We start from the raw sequence: 15353 nt of genomic DNA, 5'->3' as shown, positions 1-15353 counted from the left end.
TTACACAGTGTCAAGCGATGTCGTGGATAATATACCTGAGCGCCTGAGAGAAGAGCTTGCAAGGCGTGGATATAGTCTTGCTGGAGCGGCCCGCGCTATCGGGGACGATTCGTCTCAAAGCCTCCGAGATACGCTGGCTGGAAGAAAAAAATGTACAGCTGAGCTACTGGCAAGACTTTCAGCATTAGGGATCGACACGTGGTATGTGCTCGTTGGTGTAAATAATCACGCTTCAAGCGTTCAGAGTGTGGAATTTTCTGCGACCTGCTCAACTATCCCGATTTACGACATAGAAGCGGCTGCGGGATCAGGTCGACTATTCGATGCTGAGCGGATCGATCGACATATCCCGTTGGATAGTCAGTGGCTCAACGAGCATGGCGTTGATGCACAGCATGTCGTTGCGCTGACTGCAGTCGGCGATTCGATGGCCGATACCGTGAATGAGGGTGATGTGATCTTGGTGGATCGCTCGCGAACGAAGCCGGATGGTGTGTTTCTGGTGCGCGTTGGGGATGAACTGAGGATCAAGCGTGTGCAGCGGATGGCCGGCGGCGCCCTGTCATTGGTCAGCGATAACCGGAAGTACGAGCCTGAACTGATCACACCCGAGATGCTGGGTAGGGGAGAGGTAGAAGTGATCGGGCAAGTGTTTGGGCATTTGGGGCGGGTAAGTTGATAGGCTCAGTTTCTAAAGAGAACTAAAAATTAGTTCTTTTTCATTCTTTGAATGTTACTAGAAGTAACCGATACTGGATGTAGCGCGGCCATTACAAAATGGCCTTTTTTGTATGAGCCTGTCTGATGTTCCTCGTTTGGCTCTTCGATGCTCGGTGCGGCACTGCTTATGTCTTTGAAAAATTGTTCAATCGAGATTGTGAAACCTGCAGCTATCAGCAGTACCAGGCGTACAGATGATGGGCTGATGGCTGAAACCTATGGCTGTGACGTAAATTGGGCAGACGGAACCGGTGGAAGGGGCTATCTGAAATGCTTTCCACAAAGTCGTCACTTGGGCGTGATTAACGAAATCACAGGATACTTAACCGCCAAAGCGTGCTCGCTACCTGTGCCTAAAAAGGCCGGGATTGTAGAGCTCAACGACGATCTGATCGCATCACTACAGTTAGCAGGCGGTACGGATCTTTGCCGGTTCGGCTTCATAGTGAGTGAGTCGCCTGGTAAAAGCCCGAACTCTTTCTATCCGCACCTCCCGGTCGAGGTCAAAGCCAGACTGGCCAACCAGACTCTTACTAAATGGCCTAGCTTGGGTAAGCTGATTGCTTTTGACGATTGGCTGGCAAACCCTGATAGAAATCTTGGCAATTTTTTAATTGCTAGCAATGATGAGATATATATCATTGATCATAGTAATTTGCCGATAGGTATTAATTGGCAAGCTGCAGATCTAGTAGTAAATCGTCATTATCAAAATATGATGATTGCAATTCTGTCCGTAGATGGATCTTTACCCATTCATCCAAGTTTTGTAGTGGCTGCAGCGGGTGATCATCCCGATGCGTATGCTGTAGCTAAAGAAGAGCTTATTTTTTGGTGGAACGCTTTCTTGTCGACCGACATGCCTAGGCGTCAAGCTCTCGAAAACTTTGTGGAAGTTAGAGCCGGTGGCGGGTCCACAAGAATTGCTCAAAAATTTGCTTAATCGGTGCCATGATGCTCACTATCGATCAAATTATCGAACAAGATAAATTAGAGAATCCAGTTCCTGATGCCACGGTAAAAGGGGATTGGTTTCGTGTGCAATGGACGCCAGATTTCTCGGCCGATGAGCGGTTAAATATTGGCATCGCCTTTGTATCCAATACAGGTGAACGGGATTTACTATTGGTTCAAGATTTCCATCGAGTAAATTGTCTTTATAATGAATCTGCTATTTTTCATGCAGAGCTCGCCCGTCAGGTTGCGGAAACCTTTGTCGAGCACGTCGAGGATCCTTCTCAATGGGTATCTCCGCAGCTAAAAATCGTTAAAGGCGGCTTTGCTCAGGGGGAAAATATTGATCATATTCTTTCCCGCTTGTTTTATGATTTAGTGCCGCTTTCAGCACCAAAGGAAGCTAGGGGTCGTCGTCATTCACCTATGACCCGAAGACGAGCATACAGATTTATAAAAGAAGATATTGCTAGCAGGCTAGGTGAAAGACATACTGATTTTTTGCCTAAAGACCCTATCGTGACTACAAACAAGGGCGTTGATTTGTATCTCCCTTTTAGGAGAGATAACGGTAGTCAGATCGCAGATGCTGCGACGCTTGTTTCTGCGGATTTTACTAAACCTGAAAAAATACAAGGCGAGCTTTATAAAGGGCATCGCGATGTAAGCATGGCTAGCAGCCAATTAAGATATAGGGCTGGCGATATGTTTATAGTTCAGCCGGGTGGAAATATGGACAAGGAAGTTCTTGAGCAAGCTGAAAAAGAGCTCAAGGATTTCACTCTATATTTGGATACGCTGGATATCCGATATCATATCGGTACGGCTAATGATGAGCTTCCAGAAATGGTAGAAGAGTGGTGTTTAGCTCAGATTGCGTGATCAAAAAAGCCACACAATGTGTGGCTTTTTTATCGATTGTCGCGGAGCATTTTCTCTAATTCAGCGCATTGCGCTAACCGCTCCTTGAAAGCGCCAGATTTCACGATGTCCTTGGCGTCAGCTACCAGTACACCGTTACCCACGATGCGATAGGGAATCTTGTACGCAGACTCACGCTGGGCTGATTGGTAGCGCTTTTTCAGATTGGCTCTCAAGCGTTTCCACATCTTCATTCTGCTATCTCCTGCCGTTCTGATATCACGCTTATATGTAATACGGCATTCTTTCGCACAGTGCATACAGTGTGATTTTGTCTGGTCCTTTTGTCATCAAGCCTGTACGCACTGCATCAGTGATTGCGCATTGTACGACTTCATAATACTGTATATTTATACAACATGCTGTGAGGTTTTGTAATGCGCGTGACGTACCGGGTGCCGATGCCGGCGGTATCTCAGAAGTGTGGCCAGGCTTTGGCATATGATTCGGCTGCCTACCACTGGCAGCAGTTTTTTGCCCCACATGCGGGCGTCTCGTTTTTGGCGGAAGTCGTGCAGGGCGACGTTCACGGAGAGTGGCGAGAGGGCGACTGGCTGGTCGTTGATGAGTCCCTCTCGCCGCGTGATGGCTCACTGGTGGTGGTAAGCCTTGAGCATGAAATGCATGTCTACCGGTACACCCACCGCTCAAACCTGCCTGTACTGGAAAGCCTTGATGGCAGCCGATGGATCGGTGACCTGATCAGTGTGCAAACGCTGGGCGTGGTGGCGCATCAGGTTCGGCAGGTGTTTTGAAAAGCTTTACTTTACAAATTTTGTTCAAGATATAGTTGGCACAGAGTATCGTAGTCGATAAATTCTATATCTTTATGAGACCTGGCGGCTTGTCTTACTTCTTCTACGTCAGTGTTGTCATAATTGCCTACGATCAATATTAGTCTTGGGTTGTCTACTTCGATCCCATATTTTTCTTTAGCATGATCTGCATTTTTTGGATGGTCAAAGTATTCTTTGTAATTAGCCAACTGTGCTGCCCCTTCATATGCCGCATCAACGAATCGTCTTCTTCTGTTACCACCCTTTGTTAAGCTGGCTCTGTTAAGCAAGGCGGTTTTTAAATCTAGAATATCATATTTCCCATCTTTTCTTTTTAGCATTATGTCAGGGTTTATCGCGCTTTCTCCATCAGTAGGCGAATTTTCCTTCCACTCTAGGTAAGGTTCGTAGACGAAGCTATCCGAATCAAATGCATTATTTATAATGTCGGGGTGCTGCCGAATAAACTCACCTATTGTTGTTTCCCTTAAGCTTGGAAGTAAATACATTCCTTGTAGCTGGCCTATGTTGTGTATGGCTTTATGACTTTTTTGCTTGGCTTCATAAACACCAACAATCCGGTTTTGTCCTTTAACCTGACGGTAAAGTTTTAGTAGATCCTTCTTTGTCGCGTTTTTGCTTACAATATGAGACATCAATATATTTTTACATCTAGTAATATTTTCTTTTTTGTTGATGAATATGCATCTGGTTATAGTAGATAAAGATTTGTCGCTTCCAAATAATACTAAGCTTCCACTTTCGCTATTTCTAAAAACAAGTGCATTGTTGGACGAAGTGCTTGGGAATCTTGTTTTTAAAGCCTCAAGGTTGCTGCCTTTAGCGATTTTTATATCGCTAATTATTACGCCTTCACCCTCGATTACAAAAAGTGGTTCTTCGCGATTTTCGTCAAATTGATTAAAATATCTTTCCGTGGAGCTTTCCTTATGTCGCTTTTCTTTTAGTGAATAGTAACGTTCTTGCGCCCCAAAGAACTCGCATATAAAATGCGTTTGAGTTTGTGTGAACAAGGCAATGCTGGGATACAGTAGTTTCGCAGATGTCTCTATATCGCCTACATCTTCGTGACGTTGTAGCATATGAAAATACTCATCCCACCATTTGCATGTTTCTTCAATAAATTGATTAAACTTCACTAGTTGATCCCTTTTTAATAACTGTTCGCTACTATTCTAAAGGCAAATACTTTGACAAGGCACGCCATTGTTGTTGCCATCCAGCCGAGTGTTGCCGCATTGCTGTAGGTGATACATGGCCTCCTCGCAGGAGCGCATCATGCTGCAGTTCTTGCGTGTGTCGCAGCTGAAGTTTGTATCGGTATCAAACACCGGGTCGTTGGCTGCCGGGGTGGGTAGCGGGGCTGGTTGTGCGTCTTTCTCGACGTACGAATTGCCTTGGCCCTGTATGGCGACAATGCGGCGATTACGCAGTCGCTCCCAGTCCGTGACCGGGTACTGCTTATTCCAAGCGGTAAACAGCTGATTCTGCTGGCTGCTGATCGAAATGCCATAGGTGTCTCGCATATACCAGTATGTGCGCGCCACCCATCCGCGCACCTCGGGGCGTGGCTGGAATGTCCGCTCGGCAAAGCTCACCCGCGACTCGCACTGGCCGTACTGGTAGTAATCGTTGCCGGCAATCATGCCCAAGCGCATGTTGGATCGATCGCCGTTTGTCTCGCCCAAGCTGGGTACTAGATTCACCAGATCCGCCTCGGCGCGTTTGAAGTCATCGTTATTGCTGCGGCAGTTCGATCGGCCACCTTCCTGCCAGCACTGCAGCGCCCGGCCAAAATCGTAGGCGGGCATGATGTGTTCCCACTCGATCCGGTTGGCGCGTACCTCTTGTTTGCGCACTTCATAGCCGCAGCTCGACAGGTCGGGCGTGTTGCCGGGTCCATCGTACTGGCAGCCACAGTAGAAGGTATTTTTGTGGTCGGCGTGGATCTCCCAGGCGACGCGTTTGGCAGAACTGAAAGAACCGGGTGGCTCGGCAAGAGCGGGCAGGGCGGCGATGAGCAGCAGGAAAAGGAACAAGCGAGACATGGCAGATCCGATGCGGTTGGAATTTGGCTGCCAGCATACTGGGATCAGTAGAGATGCGGTCTGACTCTGAGCAACTCAGGAAGTATCGACACCTCAGCGACTGGCAGCGCAGCGTGCCCATGCGTTGGGCTCCCTCACACTATGAGGTAGTCCAGTGGCGCAAGACGCGCGAACGGCATGGCTGGCTCAATGCGTTCAAATTCCCGCCGGCAGAGCGGGTGCCGGTCGAGTATCAGGCGCTGTTCGATGGTCGGATCTGGAAGGGCCGAGCGTTACTGGCGCGATACAGGTATGAGGACGGTTTCACCCACGGCTCACCGGCCTGGCTGTTGGTACGGCGGCATGACGTTAGCGCGGTGGCATGGCGGCGGGCGAGGATCGATTGAAAGGGCCCGGCGATGGCCGGGCCTTTTTATGCGCTTTCCCGCCCCAGTTCTCGCATGGCGGCCTGGAGCAGAAAACCTGATCGAGTCTTGTAATCGGCATGACGAGACACACGCTCGTCGATTCGCTTGATCAGTAGATCGGGCAGAGTGACGTTGATCTTGTGGCTCTTGCCCAGATAGGGCGTCATGTCGATATCGACTACCGCCCAGATCCAGCCCGCAAAGTCGGGGTCATCCATGTGCGCATCAATGGTGGTGGCCTGGGGGATCGGCTCTTTATAGTCGACCTGCACCTCCAGCCAGCCCTCGATCGCTTCGCGAACATTGGCCAGCGCTTCTTCGAAGGTGTCGCCCGCCGAAAAGCAGCCGGGCAGATCGGGTACAACGACGCCATAGGCGTGTTCGTCATCACCACGTTCTATCGCAATCGGAAACAACATGGGGGTTTCTCCTATAATGGGGCAGCAGGTTCCGGCCTCATTTGAGGCCGGCGCTTTTCCTGATTCCTGTTACCAGACCCTTGCTCAGATCCTTTTTCGGATGAGGCACCGTGACAGTGCCGGGTTTGGTCGGGTGTCTGAAATGGTGATGGCTGCCTTTGACTCTGACCAGCTCCCAGTCATCCCGCGTCAGCTCGTCTATCAGATCGCTGCTTTTCACCTCCTGCCCCTGTATCAGTTCAGTGTGTGTTGATTATAACCCCGATAACCCTAAAGCGCAATAATTTTATAACTCTGGTAACTCTACTGGTCAGTTTGATGCCTGTAAAACCGTGATTTTCTAAATTTAATAAACCTTATGGTAGTCTTCGCTGCTTCAAAAAAAGGAAGCGAAATCATGAGTATTTCTACAAGCATCTGGGTCAGGAGATTTTTTAGCGCTTTGATTGGCTTGGCAGCGCTTTATTGTCTCCTGCTCGATTTTAGCTGGGGCATTTGGGATGCCTCACATGGTGGTATCGGATACGGCATCGTGGGAGCAGCAAACAATGCTATTAGCAATTTTGCGGCTCAAATTTTTAACCTTTTGCATGTCACTAATAACGTCAATTTTCTCTTGGCTCCCATCGACTTGAACGATCCCCTCTCAGGAAGAAATCTGTATGCGTTGATTGCTTATATCGTTGGTCTGGTGGCCGCCTTGGTATGGGCTGGTGCTGGCAAGGACAGCAGAGAGATTAAAGAGATCGATGCAGAAATCAGAAAAGAAAGACGTAAAAAGCAGCGTGCAGGAGAAGAGGTTGCCCCTTTGGCTAAAAAACCGGTTTATGAGCAGGAAGAAGGGTCAATAAGCTTGGTCGGTTTTCAAAATTGGCTTTGGGTTCCCATCATTGGCCCTGTCATGGCTGCGATTATTCTCAAGCTCTTAGGATTCGATTAACGCTTCATTCAAACGCGCATCACCTCACATTTGATGCGCGTCCCATACCCCGAGTCATCGAGCGAGTCCTCGACCTCTGTCACCAGCCAGCCGGTGCCGTCGATCTGGGGCTTCCAGCCGGTCAGAGAGACGGGCGTTTCGGGCGTGAGATCCGCGCGCCCATGGGCCATGGTCAGCTCGAATTCTGCCGTGCCGCGCTGGATGCGGCGCAGCTCTGACTTTGCAGCCTCGAGGGCGTCGGCTTCCGATGCGTAGGTGGCGCGCAGATCCTTGAATTTTTCCCTTTCGCCGGCGATGGCCGTTTTGCGCTTGCTGCCAGCCTTGTCGTTCCAGTGCGCCCGCACGCCGGTGTAGCTGTCGCGATCCGTTCGGCTGTAGCGGTGCTGGTCGCCGTCGCGGCGGGTGAGGGTGACGCCGGGCAGGGCGATGCCGCTGGCCGTGAGCGCTTCACCGGCGAGGGTGAACAGCATTCGTTCTGATTTGACGGCGGCGATGGCATCATAGCGCTGGCCGAGGCGGGTCAGAAAATTGAGATCGCTCTCGTCGGTCTGGTCGATATGGCCCAGCCGGATACCGCGCAGAGTGTCGCCGACCACCGGCGACAGCTCGTGCCGACCGGCGATGGTGTCGACGATGTCGCCCAGGGTGATGTCATGCCAGCTCTGGCTGCGCTTGCCGGGCAACAGGTTGCGCATATCGGCGGCACGAGCGCGAATGGTGATCTGGTCCGGCGATCCGCTGTGCTCGATCTCATCGACGACAAACACGCCCCGGTCGAGCAGGCCCTCATCCTGCCAGCCGATGGCCACCGTGAGCTTTGCGCCGTGGGGCGGCAGTTCGAGCTGGCCGTCGTGGTCGGTCAGTGAGAGATCGAGCTGGTCGGCTTCCTGCCCACGCTGGCTGTTAATGCGCAGGCGGATCAGCCGGCCATTGATTCGAGGCGTGATGTCCTGCCCGGCGATGGTGATTCTGTAGCCGGGCCGGCGGTAGGTGGGCTGCTCGCTCATACGAACGCCCCGACCAGCCGCGCGCCGGTGTAGAGGGTGAGATCCCCGATCATGTCGGTGCGGTCATCGTCGACGTGCTCGAGATCGAGGCGGAACTCGATTTTCGCGGCGGCGCCGTCTCGATAGAGCGTGCTGCTGGTCTCGTCGACGCCGGTGATCACCCACAGCCCGTACTGCCGCCCGGTGCCCTCAACCAGTGGCCATGCCTGCCCTCGATCAGCCATGTCGCGGATCTCGTCGAGGCTCGGCCGGCCGCCGGTGAACTCAGGCAGCAGGGTGCCCGAGAGGGTGATGGTGTCGGTACCGGGGCCGAGGAACTGATACGCGGGCCGGTCCCCGACACGGGACTGGCTGGCGTGGCGCCATTCGGTGCGGCGCTGTAGTTCCTGGTAAGGTACCGTACTTGTCTGAAATACGAACACTCCGAGAGCCATGAGCATGGAATTACCTCGATGAAGAAAAAACGTCCAGATGATCAGGCACGTAAATATCTGATCGTAATGGCTATTACTTTTGTGCTGACTTTCATCTGCGCCACAGGAGCTGCGGTAACAGTAGGGCCGGCTCTAGTGTTTAACTCAATTAAAGAGGAAAGCGCTGCGTTGACCGGTTTGATATCAGCTTCTGGGCTGGTTACTGCCTTTGCGTTTCGTGAGGCAGGTAATCGACGGCTTCTTGCGTCAGCAATCGCCTTCCTTTTGATAGCTCTGGTGACATTGGCACTGATCGTAATAACCCCGAAACAACTCATCCAAAACATGGAAGCTCCTTTCTTGCTCCAATGGATGGCAGCGCTGACGGTGTTTTTCTTTTTAACTGTCGCCTCCATGGTCGCGTCCTTATTGATGGCAGCTAGAGCGTACATTTTTGAAGGTGATGGCCCTGTCATTCCCTATCCCACAGCGAAGACCGTTGACGTGCCGACCGCTCCCGCTCCCTCCGATCTAGCTCGCGACTTACGGCTTTCGCGATCGCATCCTCGTCGCTCCCGGGTGGGGCGTTAATCGTGATGGTGTATTGGCTGGTCGAATTATCTTGGTAGCTGGGCGCTGCTGTCTGTGATGCCAGCGGCGGCCGGGTGTCAAACCGAATCGGCTCTGATTGATCGATGCTGGGCATCTGCGGTCGTTCGACTCGCGGCGCAGCGTAGGCCGGCAGATCGGGCATCTGCGGCATTTCGATATGCAGGGCAGCCATGGCCGGCAGGGTCATGGCGCCGAGGGCCAGACCGGCACCGGCCTGCCGGACGCGGCTGGCGATGTCGGTGATGCGCTTTGCCGGCTCATCGCGCTGGCGATCGAGGCCGAGGGTCAGACCGTCGACGGTGTGGCCACCGAGCGAAGCGAATACGCGGCTGGGTGAGTGAATATCCAGCTTGTCCTTGAACCAGCCGGTGACGCTGCCGGCGATGCCGACGACGCTGTCCTTGAGTGCGGTCAGTTTGGCGGTCAGCCCCTGAATCAGCCCCTCGATGGTCCAGCCGCCAAACTCCATGAATACCCGCGACGGGCTATTGATGCCGAGAACGTCGGCGAACCAGCGCCCGATGCTGCTTCCAATACCGACGATGCTGTCCTTGAGCGCGCCGACCTTGCTGGTGATGCCGCCAATCAGCCCCTCGATTAGATTGGCGCCGAACGTGGCGAACTGCGCGACCAGCGTCGGGAAGAACCCGACCAGCCCGCCGAGAATCTGGCCGAACCGCTCACCGGCGGATGTCGCGGCGCCGAGCTGCTCGGTGGTGGCCTGCATGGGCTGGATCAGTTTACTGACCCAGCCCCACACGGTGCCCAGCACGCTGGCAATGCCATCCCATATCGGTTTAAGCGGCATGAGCACGCCACCTAGCGCACTGAATGTACCGATCAGCGCATCGGCCACCGGCGCCAGCCCGGTTTTCAGCCCCTGCCAGAATCCGGCGAAAAACGCCGCGATGGGCTGCCAATACTTGTAGATGAGCAGGGCGGCCAAGGCGATGCCGGTCACGGCCAGCCCGATGGGGTTCAGCGCGAACGCGCGCCCGACGGTCGTAAAGGTTCGGCCCAGCCATGTCAGCGCGGACCCCAATCCCGGAATAATCCGGCTGGTGAGCTGATAGATTTTGCCCCCGAGGCCCTCGGTTTTGACGCCCAGCATGTTGAGGCCGTAGCGCACGGTGACGATGGGGCCGAGCAGCGAGGCCATCATGATGGTGAGCGCGCCGCCGGCAGCGACCAGCGCGGCGGTGCCGGCGGCGAGTTTGGCGATGGTGCCGGCCAGTTTCGGGTTCTCTTTAATCCAGTTGCCGACGCCGCGCGTGATCTCGGTCAGCCACTGCACCAGATCGCGCAGGGCGCCATCGTTGGTGTCGGTGATCGAGATCCCGACTTCCTCCCACGCCGAGCGCAGGCTTTTGGCATCGCCGGCGAGGTTGTCGGCCCTGACGCTGGCCATCTCGGCGTTTTCGCCGTAGGACTCTGTCAGCTTTTCGATCAGATCATCGAGCGCGCCGGTGCTCATCTGATCGACCAGCTCAGCCATGCCGCTGCCGGCCTCGGCCCCGAAAATCTGCTGCAGGGCCTGCTTGCGGTCAGCATTGCCCAGATCCGCGGTGGCTTCATTGATGTCGCGCAGGATGTCGGGCATATCCCGCATTTCGCCGTCGGCGTTCGAGATCTGGACGCCGAGGTTTTCGATCATCCCGGCGGCTTTCTTCGACGGGTCGACGAGCCGGTTCATCATGCCGCGCATGGTGGTGCCGGCCTGGCTGCCCTGAATGCCGATGTTGCCGAGCAGGCCGGCCATGGCGCTGGCCTGTTCAAGCGAAAGGTCCAGATCCTCGGCGCCGCCGAGGTATTTCACGGTGTCGCCGAGCTTTTCCAGATCGACGTTGGCGCGGCTGGCCGTGGCCGAGAGCACGTCCGCGACGCGCCCCATGGCGCCGTCCTTTTCCAGATCGATCTTGAATGTTCCGGCAATGTTGGAGGCGATATCCGCGGTGCGCCCCAGCTCGGTGTTGTTGGCGATGGCCAGATTCAGCACGTCCTCCATTGAGGAGCCGATGGCCTTGGCACTCATGCCAGCACGCAGCAGAAACTCCTGCCCGGCGCCGACTTCGTTGGCGCTGAATGCGGTCGTGCTGCCGAGGTCGCGGGATTGCTGTCTCAGTGCCTGGAAGCGCTCATCATCGGCAGAGAATCGGCCGACGGCCTGAACGGCGCTCATCTGTTCGCCCCATGCAACGCCGGGGGAGAGCAGACGACTGCCGGCATAGAGCGCACTGCCGCCGGTGGCCAGTCCGGTAAACCCGGCGCTGCGCATGGTGTTGGCGCGCCCGAGGCCGCGCTGATATCGATCCGCTGCGGCCGCGGCTTTTTTCTGAGCCTGGGTGATCTCGCCCATCTTGCGCTTTTGGGCGTCGAGGGCGGTGTTGGCCTGCCGGATCTGGCCGGCGAGGCGTTTCTCGCTGCCGGACAGGTCGTCGGTGCTGACGCCGCCCTGCTTGAGACTGGTGCGTAGCTGGCCGAGGCGCCGGCGCTGATCGCCGAGCGTAGTGTTGAGGCGCTCGACCTCGTGCTGCGCCTTGAGGAATCTCTGTTGGAACTGTTTTGTGGGGGCGCTGGTGTTTTTCAGCTCCATGCGCAGGTTGCGCATACGCTCCTGCGCGCGGTTGAGCGCCTCGCTGTTGTCGCGCGTGGCGCTCTTGAGCTTGCGAAATGAGGACAGGTCTTTCTGCTGACGCTCGAGGCTGCGCAGCTGATCGCGGCTGGCTTTGAGGGCTTCGGCGGTCTTGCCGCTGCCCCGGGTGATTTTCTTGAGGGGCCGGGTCGCCTTATCGACGGCGTTGAGCAGCACCTGCAGTTTGAGATCGCGCGCCATGGGAGTCCTCGGGATTGGATCGTTTCCGGGCGCGCTCGCGCCATTCCATCAGTTCGCGCAGGCTGAAATCTGCGCAGTCGGCGGGGGTCCAGTGAAACACGATGGCCAGATCGGCCATCGCGTCTTCTACGGAGGCAGGGAGGTTTATGCGGCCTCGCCCTTCGCCCGCTTCGAGACCAAAAAACCGGCGACCTCGCTGCCGAGCTGGACCAGATCGGCGGGGTCCATTTGCCGGGCCTCGTGATCGGTCAGAGAGGGAATCGACAGGCGCGGGATCAGCTTCATCAGCGCGTCGGTCTGCAGCTGCAGCACGTCACTGAGATTGACGCCGCGCAGCTCGCCGGCGGTTGGCTTGCGCACGCTGACGCTGTCGATGGTCTGCTCGCCGCGAACGATGGGTGTGTCCAGCTCGATGGCATCCGAGACGTGTGCGGTGTTGGTGGTTTTCTCTTTGGCCTGGGCCATGGTCTTTCTCCAGTTGATATGCGGCACCTTCGCGCCGCTTGCGATGAAATAAACCAGCACCGCAGGAATGCTGCTGACCCAGCTCGGGTAGTCCTCGATCACGCTGAACATATAAGCCCAGGGCGCGAGGATGGTCAGGAAGGCGCAGCACAGGCCACGGGTAGCATTCATGCGGTTTTCCTTGTTCAGATGCCGAGTGCCTGCCGGCGCTTGGCGAGGCGATCCTCGCCGTTGACCTTGAACACGTTGTTCGGGAGATCGATCTCGATTTTTGTCGAGCCGTCGATCACGAGCTTGTAGTAGCTCAGCGTGGTGGTGATCTGGTGCTCGGTGTTCTCGCCGCTTTGCGCGTCGCCGAGATCGATCTCGGTATGGCGGCCACGCATGACGACCTCGACGGCGACCACTTCATCGACGTCGTCGCGCTCGTAGCTGCCGGTCATGCGCAGCAGATCCGCGTCGATGCGGGAGCTGCCGTAGTTATCAAAGATCGACTCGATCAGACCGCCGACGGTCCACTGACAGGTCATGAGGCCGTCCTGCCCCATGTCGATGCCGACCGGGCCATCCATGCCGCCGCCGCGCCATTCCTCGATATTGCGGGAGAGGGTGGGCAACGTGACGGACTGGATCTGGCCCTGATAGCTGTCGCCGTTGCCGAACAGGTTCAGCCCCTTGAGTTTCCTGGGTAGTGCCATGGTTTATCTCCTGCTCAGCCGGCGTTGACGCGGTCGGCGAAATCGGCGAGGTATGAATCGGTGATGCGCTGCTGGAATCCCAGATCCTCGAGCGGCGGCACCGGGGTGTAGTCGTAATCGATGCGCAGCTGGCCGCCCTTGAGGGATGCCTCGTCGTTGAGTTCCTCGTTCAGCCAGGCGGTGCCGTCGACGATCAGCCCCAGCGACTTGAGTTCGGCGAACTTGGCATTGATGCCTTCGATGATGTCGCGGGCGAGGCTGGCATGAAGCGGTTTGTCGACCGCCCACATATGGGCTTCGGCGATGGTATCGGCGAGGATCTGTGCGGTGCGGGTGTAGTTTTCAAACGCAAAGAGGCTGGTCGGCCCGGCGCAGGTGCGTGACCCCCAGAACCGGAACCCGTCGCGCTGGATCAGCGTGGTGACGTCGGCGGCGTTGAGGATGCCGGCGTCGGTGTTGGGGTTTTGCAGCGACCAGAACACGTCTGCCGAAATGCCGGTCACGCCGTTGACGGCCACGTTACTGAGGGTTTTGTGCCAGCCGGTCTCGGAGTCGATCTTGGCGCGCAGGCCGACGGCGCAGGCGACGGCGCTGATGGTGGCCGTTTCGGCGGCGGCCACGTCGAACGCCTCAAACTCGGGCCAGATGATCATCAGCTCACGGGCGCCGAACTGATCGCGATAGGCGGTCACGTCCGAGATGGTGGTGCAGTCGTGGGCGTAGCTGTAGACGAACGCGCGCAGATCCTGCGCGATGCTGACCATCGCGGTAGTGACGGCCTGATTATCCAGACCCGGCGCGCCGAGGATGCGAGGCGTCACGCCCAATGATGCGCTGGCCGACAGCAGCGCCTGCGCGCCGGTGCGGCGACCAGACTCGTCGACGGTGCCGATGACGTTGGCCGTGGTCTCGCCAGCATCGGCACCTTCTTCAACGCGCACGGCGACGATGATCGGTTTGGTCTGGGACTGAATGGCTTCCAGCGTGCGGCGCAGGGTGCCCTGCGTGCCCGCTTTGCCGATCGCGGTGGAGACGTTGGTGATGAGGGTGGCGCGGTTGAGCGGGAACGCGTCGGCGTCGGCATCGGCATCGGCGCCGGTGCAGACGATGCCGATGACCGCGGTCGAGACCGTACGGATAACGCGGGTGCCGTCGTTGATTTCAACAACGCGAACCCCGTGGTGGTATTGGTCGAGTGCCATGATATGTCCTGATCAGGAAGCGGGCAGAATCGGTTCAGGACTTCATGGTGTGGCGCGGGGCAGGGCAGTGCGAGCGGCGGGCGTTGTAAAAATGAGCCTTACAAGAATAGATACACATAGTGGAGGTTTTTATGGGTTATCCACCGGTGAGCCAAGGCAACCCTCATAAATTAAAAAGAAAGCAGCATTTATATACAGCAAAGCTGATAAGAGAATTTGCTTCAGATCGACGAGTATGGGTAGCAGATTTGCCATCATGGCATATTTCTGAAAAAAGTTCTGATTGGAGAGGGAGTTACAAAAACAGACGCTGGTCTACGAGAGCCGAGGATATGGCTGCTAAATATGAAAGCGGCCTGCATGGAAAACTGGAGGATATTAAAAAGAGAAAAACTTTTCGGAAGCATCCGATTGCGTCTGAGTATTTTGCAATCTGGAGAGCTAAAAGTGAGATGGCTATAAGAGAGCTCGAAGACTTAACTTTAAGTGCAACTCTCCAAAATTACAGCCCGAGTTTAGAAGAATATGAGAGATTCGAATCAACTCCTGTGATTCGGCTTGGGCGAGACGATATTGGTCAGGCCGTAATGCGTGGTTTTGATATGACTCACCCTGAGCTTCTTAGGTGCTTCGGCCGTGAAATGGCCGAGCTTAAATCGTTCAAGTGGCGCTTAGTTTTTGCCCAAGAAGACAAGTTTATAGCTCCAATGTCTGCTCCTGAGCACCTATTAATTCCCCTATCGCACGACATGCTTTTGTATGGAGTGGATAAAAGCGAAAAGCACCGCCCAGGCTATGTTAATAATCAATCGGAAATAGATAAGGTTAATTTCAATCTGGCTAAGGATGAGAATGATTGGTTGATCGCTCGATCAAGAAGCACTTTGGAGCGTGTACGTTCGCAGTTCTGCTCTTAA

At 55.3% G+C, this 15353-nt stretch carries 19 protein-coding genes; 6 read left to right on the top strand and 13 right to left on the bottom strand.

Going from position 1 to position 15353, the window contains the following annotated elements:
• Window positions 1-7 precede the first annotated feature (7 nt).
• From ACS92L_RS06675 to ACS92L_RS06665, 3 genes are all read left to right on the top strand, one after another.
• Window positions 8-679, top strand: a complete 672-nt coding sequence (locus tag ACS92L_RS06675; protein WP_438767939.1) for a S24 family peptidase — start codon at window positions 8-10, stop codon at window positions 677-679.
• 246 nt (window positions 680-925) lie between these two features.
• Window positions 926-1663 (top strand): hypothetical protein, encoded by a 738-nt coding sequence (locus tag ACS92L_RS06670; RefSeq protein ID WP_438767938.1) that lies wholly within the window; start codon window positions 926-928, stop codon window positions 1661-1663.
• 8 nt (window positions 1664-1671) lie between these two features.
• Window positions 1672-2556 (top strand): hypothetical protein, encoded by an 885-nt coding sequence (locus tag ACS92L_RS06665; RefSeq protein WP_438767936.1) that lies wholly within the window; start codon window positions 1672-1674, stop codon window positions 2554-2556.
• 29 nt (window positions 2557-2585) lie between these two features.
• On the opposite strand, the gene ACS92L_RS06660 is transcribed toward ACS92L_RS06665, so the two are convergent.
• Window positions 2586-2789: a hypothetical protein gene (locus ACS92L_RS06660; RefSeq protein WP_438767934.1), complete on the bottom strand. Its 204-nt coding sequence runs from the start codon at window positions 2787-2789 to the stop codon at window positions 2586-2588.
• Window positions 2790-3029: 240 nt separating this feature from the next.
• Here ACS92L_RS06660 and ACS92L_RS06655 point away from each other — a divergent pair, with 240 nt between their 5' ends.
• Window positions 3030-3350: a LexA family protein gene (locus ACS92L_RS06655; protein ID WP_438767933.1), complete on the top strand. Its 321-nt coding sequence runs from the start codon at window positions 3030-3032 to the stop codon at window positions 3348-3350.
• Window positions 3351-3361: 11 nt separating this feature from the next.
• Here the strand turns inward: ACS92L_RS06655 and ACS92L_RS06650 are convergent, their stop codons facing one another.
• From ACS92L_RS06650 to ACS92L_RS06635, 4 genes are all read right to left on the bottom strand, one after another.
• Window positions 3362-4531, bottom strand: a complete 1170-nt coding sequence (locus ACS92L_RS06650; protein WP_438767931.1) for a Shedu anti-phage system protein SduA domain-containing protein — start codon at window positions 4529-4531, stop codon at window positions 3362-3364.
• 36 nt (window positions 4532-4567) lie between these two features.
• Window positions 4568-5440 carry an endonuclease gene (locus ACS92L_RS06645; protein WP_438767929.1) on the bottom strand — a complete coding sequence of 291 codons (873 nt, stop codon included), beginning with the start codon at window positions 5438-5440 and terminating at the stop codon, window positions 4568-4570.
• A gap of 412 nt (window positions 5441-5852) precedes the next feature.
• Window positions 5853-6266 (bottom strand): type II toxin-antitoxin system HicB family antitoxin, encoded by a 414-nt coding sequence (locus tag ACS92L_RS06640; protein ID WP_438767927.1) that lies wholly within the window; start codon window positions 6264-6266, stop codon window positions 5853-5855.
• A gap of 37 nt (window positions 6267-6303) precedes the next feature.
• On the bottom strand, window positions 6304-6486 hold the full coding sequence (locus tag ACS92L_RS06635) for a type II toxin-antitoxin system HicA family toxin (protein ID WP_438767925.1): 183 nt from the start codon (window positions 6484-6486) through the stop codon (window positions 6304-6306).
• A 177-nt stretch (window positions 6487-6663) separates the two neighbouring features.
• On the opposite strand from ACS92L_RS06635, the gene ACS92L_RS06630 reads away from it, so the two are divergent.
• Window positions 6664-7206, top strand: a complete 543-nt coding sequence (locus ACS92L_RS06630; protein ID WP_438767923.1) for a hypothetical protein — start codon at window positions 6664-6666, stop codon at window positions 7204-7206.
• Between the two features lie 8 nt (window positions 7207-7214).
• Here the strand turns inward: ACS92L_RS06630 and ACS92L_RS06625 are convergent, their stop codons facing one another.
• The 8 genes from ACS92L_RS06625 to ACS92L_RS06590 are packed head-to-tail and all read right to left on the bottom strand — an operon-like array spanning window position 7215 to window position 14436.
• The gene (locus tag ACS92L_RS06625; protein WP_438767922.1) at window positions 7215-8213 is read right to left on the bottom strand and encodes a phage late control D family protein; all 999 of its coding nucleotides are present in this window, start codon (window positions 8211-8213) and stop codon (window positions 7215-7217) included.
• Window positions 8210-8653, bottom strand: coding sequence for a phage tail protein (locus ACS92L_RS06620; protein ID WP_438767920.1), 444 nt, complete (start codon window positions 8651-8653; stop codon window positions 8210-8212). Before ACS92L_RS06620 ends, ACS92L_RS06625 begins: the two co-directional genes overlap by 4 nt.
• 35 nt (window positions 8654-8688) lie before the next feature.
• Window positions 8689-9042: a hypothetical protein gene (locus tag ACS92L_RS06615; RefSeq protein ID WP_438767919.1), complete on the bottom strand. Its 354-nt coding sequence runs from the start codon at window positions 9040-9042 to the stop codon at window positions 8689-8691.
• A gap of 56 nt (window positions 9043-9098) precedes the next feature.
• Window positions 9099-12071 carry a phage tail tape measure protein gene (locus tag ACS92L_RS06610; RefSeq protein WP_438767918.1) on the bottom strand — a complete coding sequence of 991 codons (2973 nt, stop codon included), beginning with the start codon at window positions 12069-12071 and terminating at the stop codon, window positions 9099-9101.
• Window positions 12025-12189: a GpE family phage tail protein gene (locus ACS92L_RS06605; protein WP_438767916.1), complete on the bottom strand. Its 165-nt coding sequence runs from the start codon at window positions 12187-12189 to the stop codon at window positions 12025-12027. The genes ACS92L_RS06610 and ACS92L_RS06605 overlap by 47 nt, the downstream gene beginning before the upstream one ends.
• 26 nt (window positions 12190-12215) lie before the next feature.
• Window positions 12216-12707, bottom strand: a complete 492-nt coding sequence (locus ACS92L_RS06600) for a phage tail assembly protein (protein WP_438767914.1) — start codon at window positions 12705-12707, stop codon at window positions 12216-12218.
• A gap of 14 nt (window positions 12708-12721) precedes the next feature.
• Window positions 12722-13234 (bottom strand): phage major tail tube protein, encoded by a 513-nt coding sequence (locus tag ACS92L_RS06595; RefSeq protein ID WP_438767912.1) that lies wholly within the window; start codon window positions 13232-13234, stop codon window positions 12722-12724.
• 14 nt (window positions 13235-13248) lie between these two features.
• Entirely contained in the window at window positions 13249-14436 is a 1188-nt protein-coding gene (locus ACS92L_RS06590) for a phage tail sheath protein (protein WP_438767909.1), read from the bottom strand.
• A gap of 131 nt (window positions 14437-14567) precedes the next feature.
• On the opposite strand from ACS92L_RS06590, the gene ACS92L_RS06585 reads away from it, so the two are divergent.
• Window positions 14568-15353: a hypothetical protein gene (locus ACS92L_RS06585; RefSeq protein ID WP_438767907.1), complete on the top strand. Its 786-nt coding sequence runs from the start codon at window positions 14568-14570 to the stop codon at window positions 15351-15353.

Origin of the sequence: Kushneria halocnemicola, assembly GCF_965650455.1 — a bacterium.
Lineage (GTDB): Bacteria > Pseudomonadota > Gammaproteobacteria > Pseudomonadales > Halomonadaceae > Kushneria.
The sequence above is the reverse complement of the archived record's forward strand: the minus strand, read 5'-3'. Positions and strand labels throughout refer to the sequence as shown.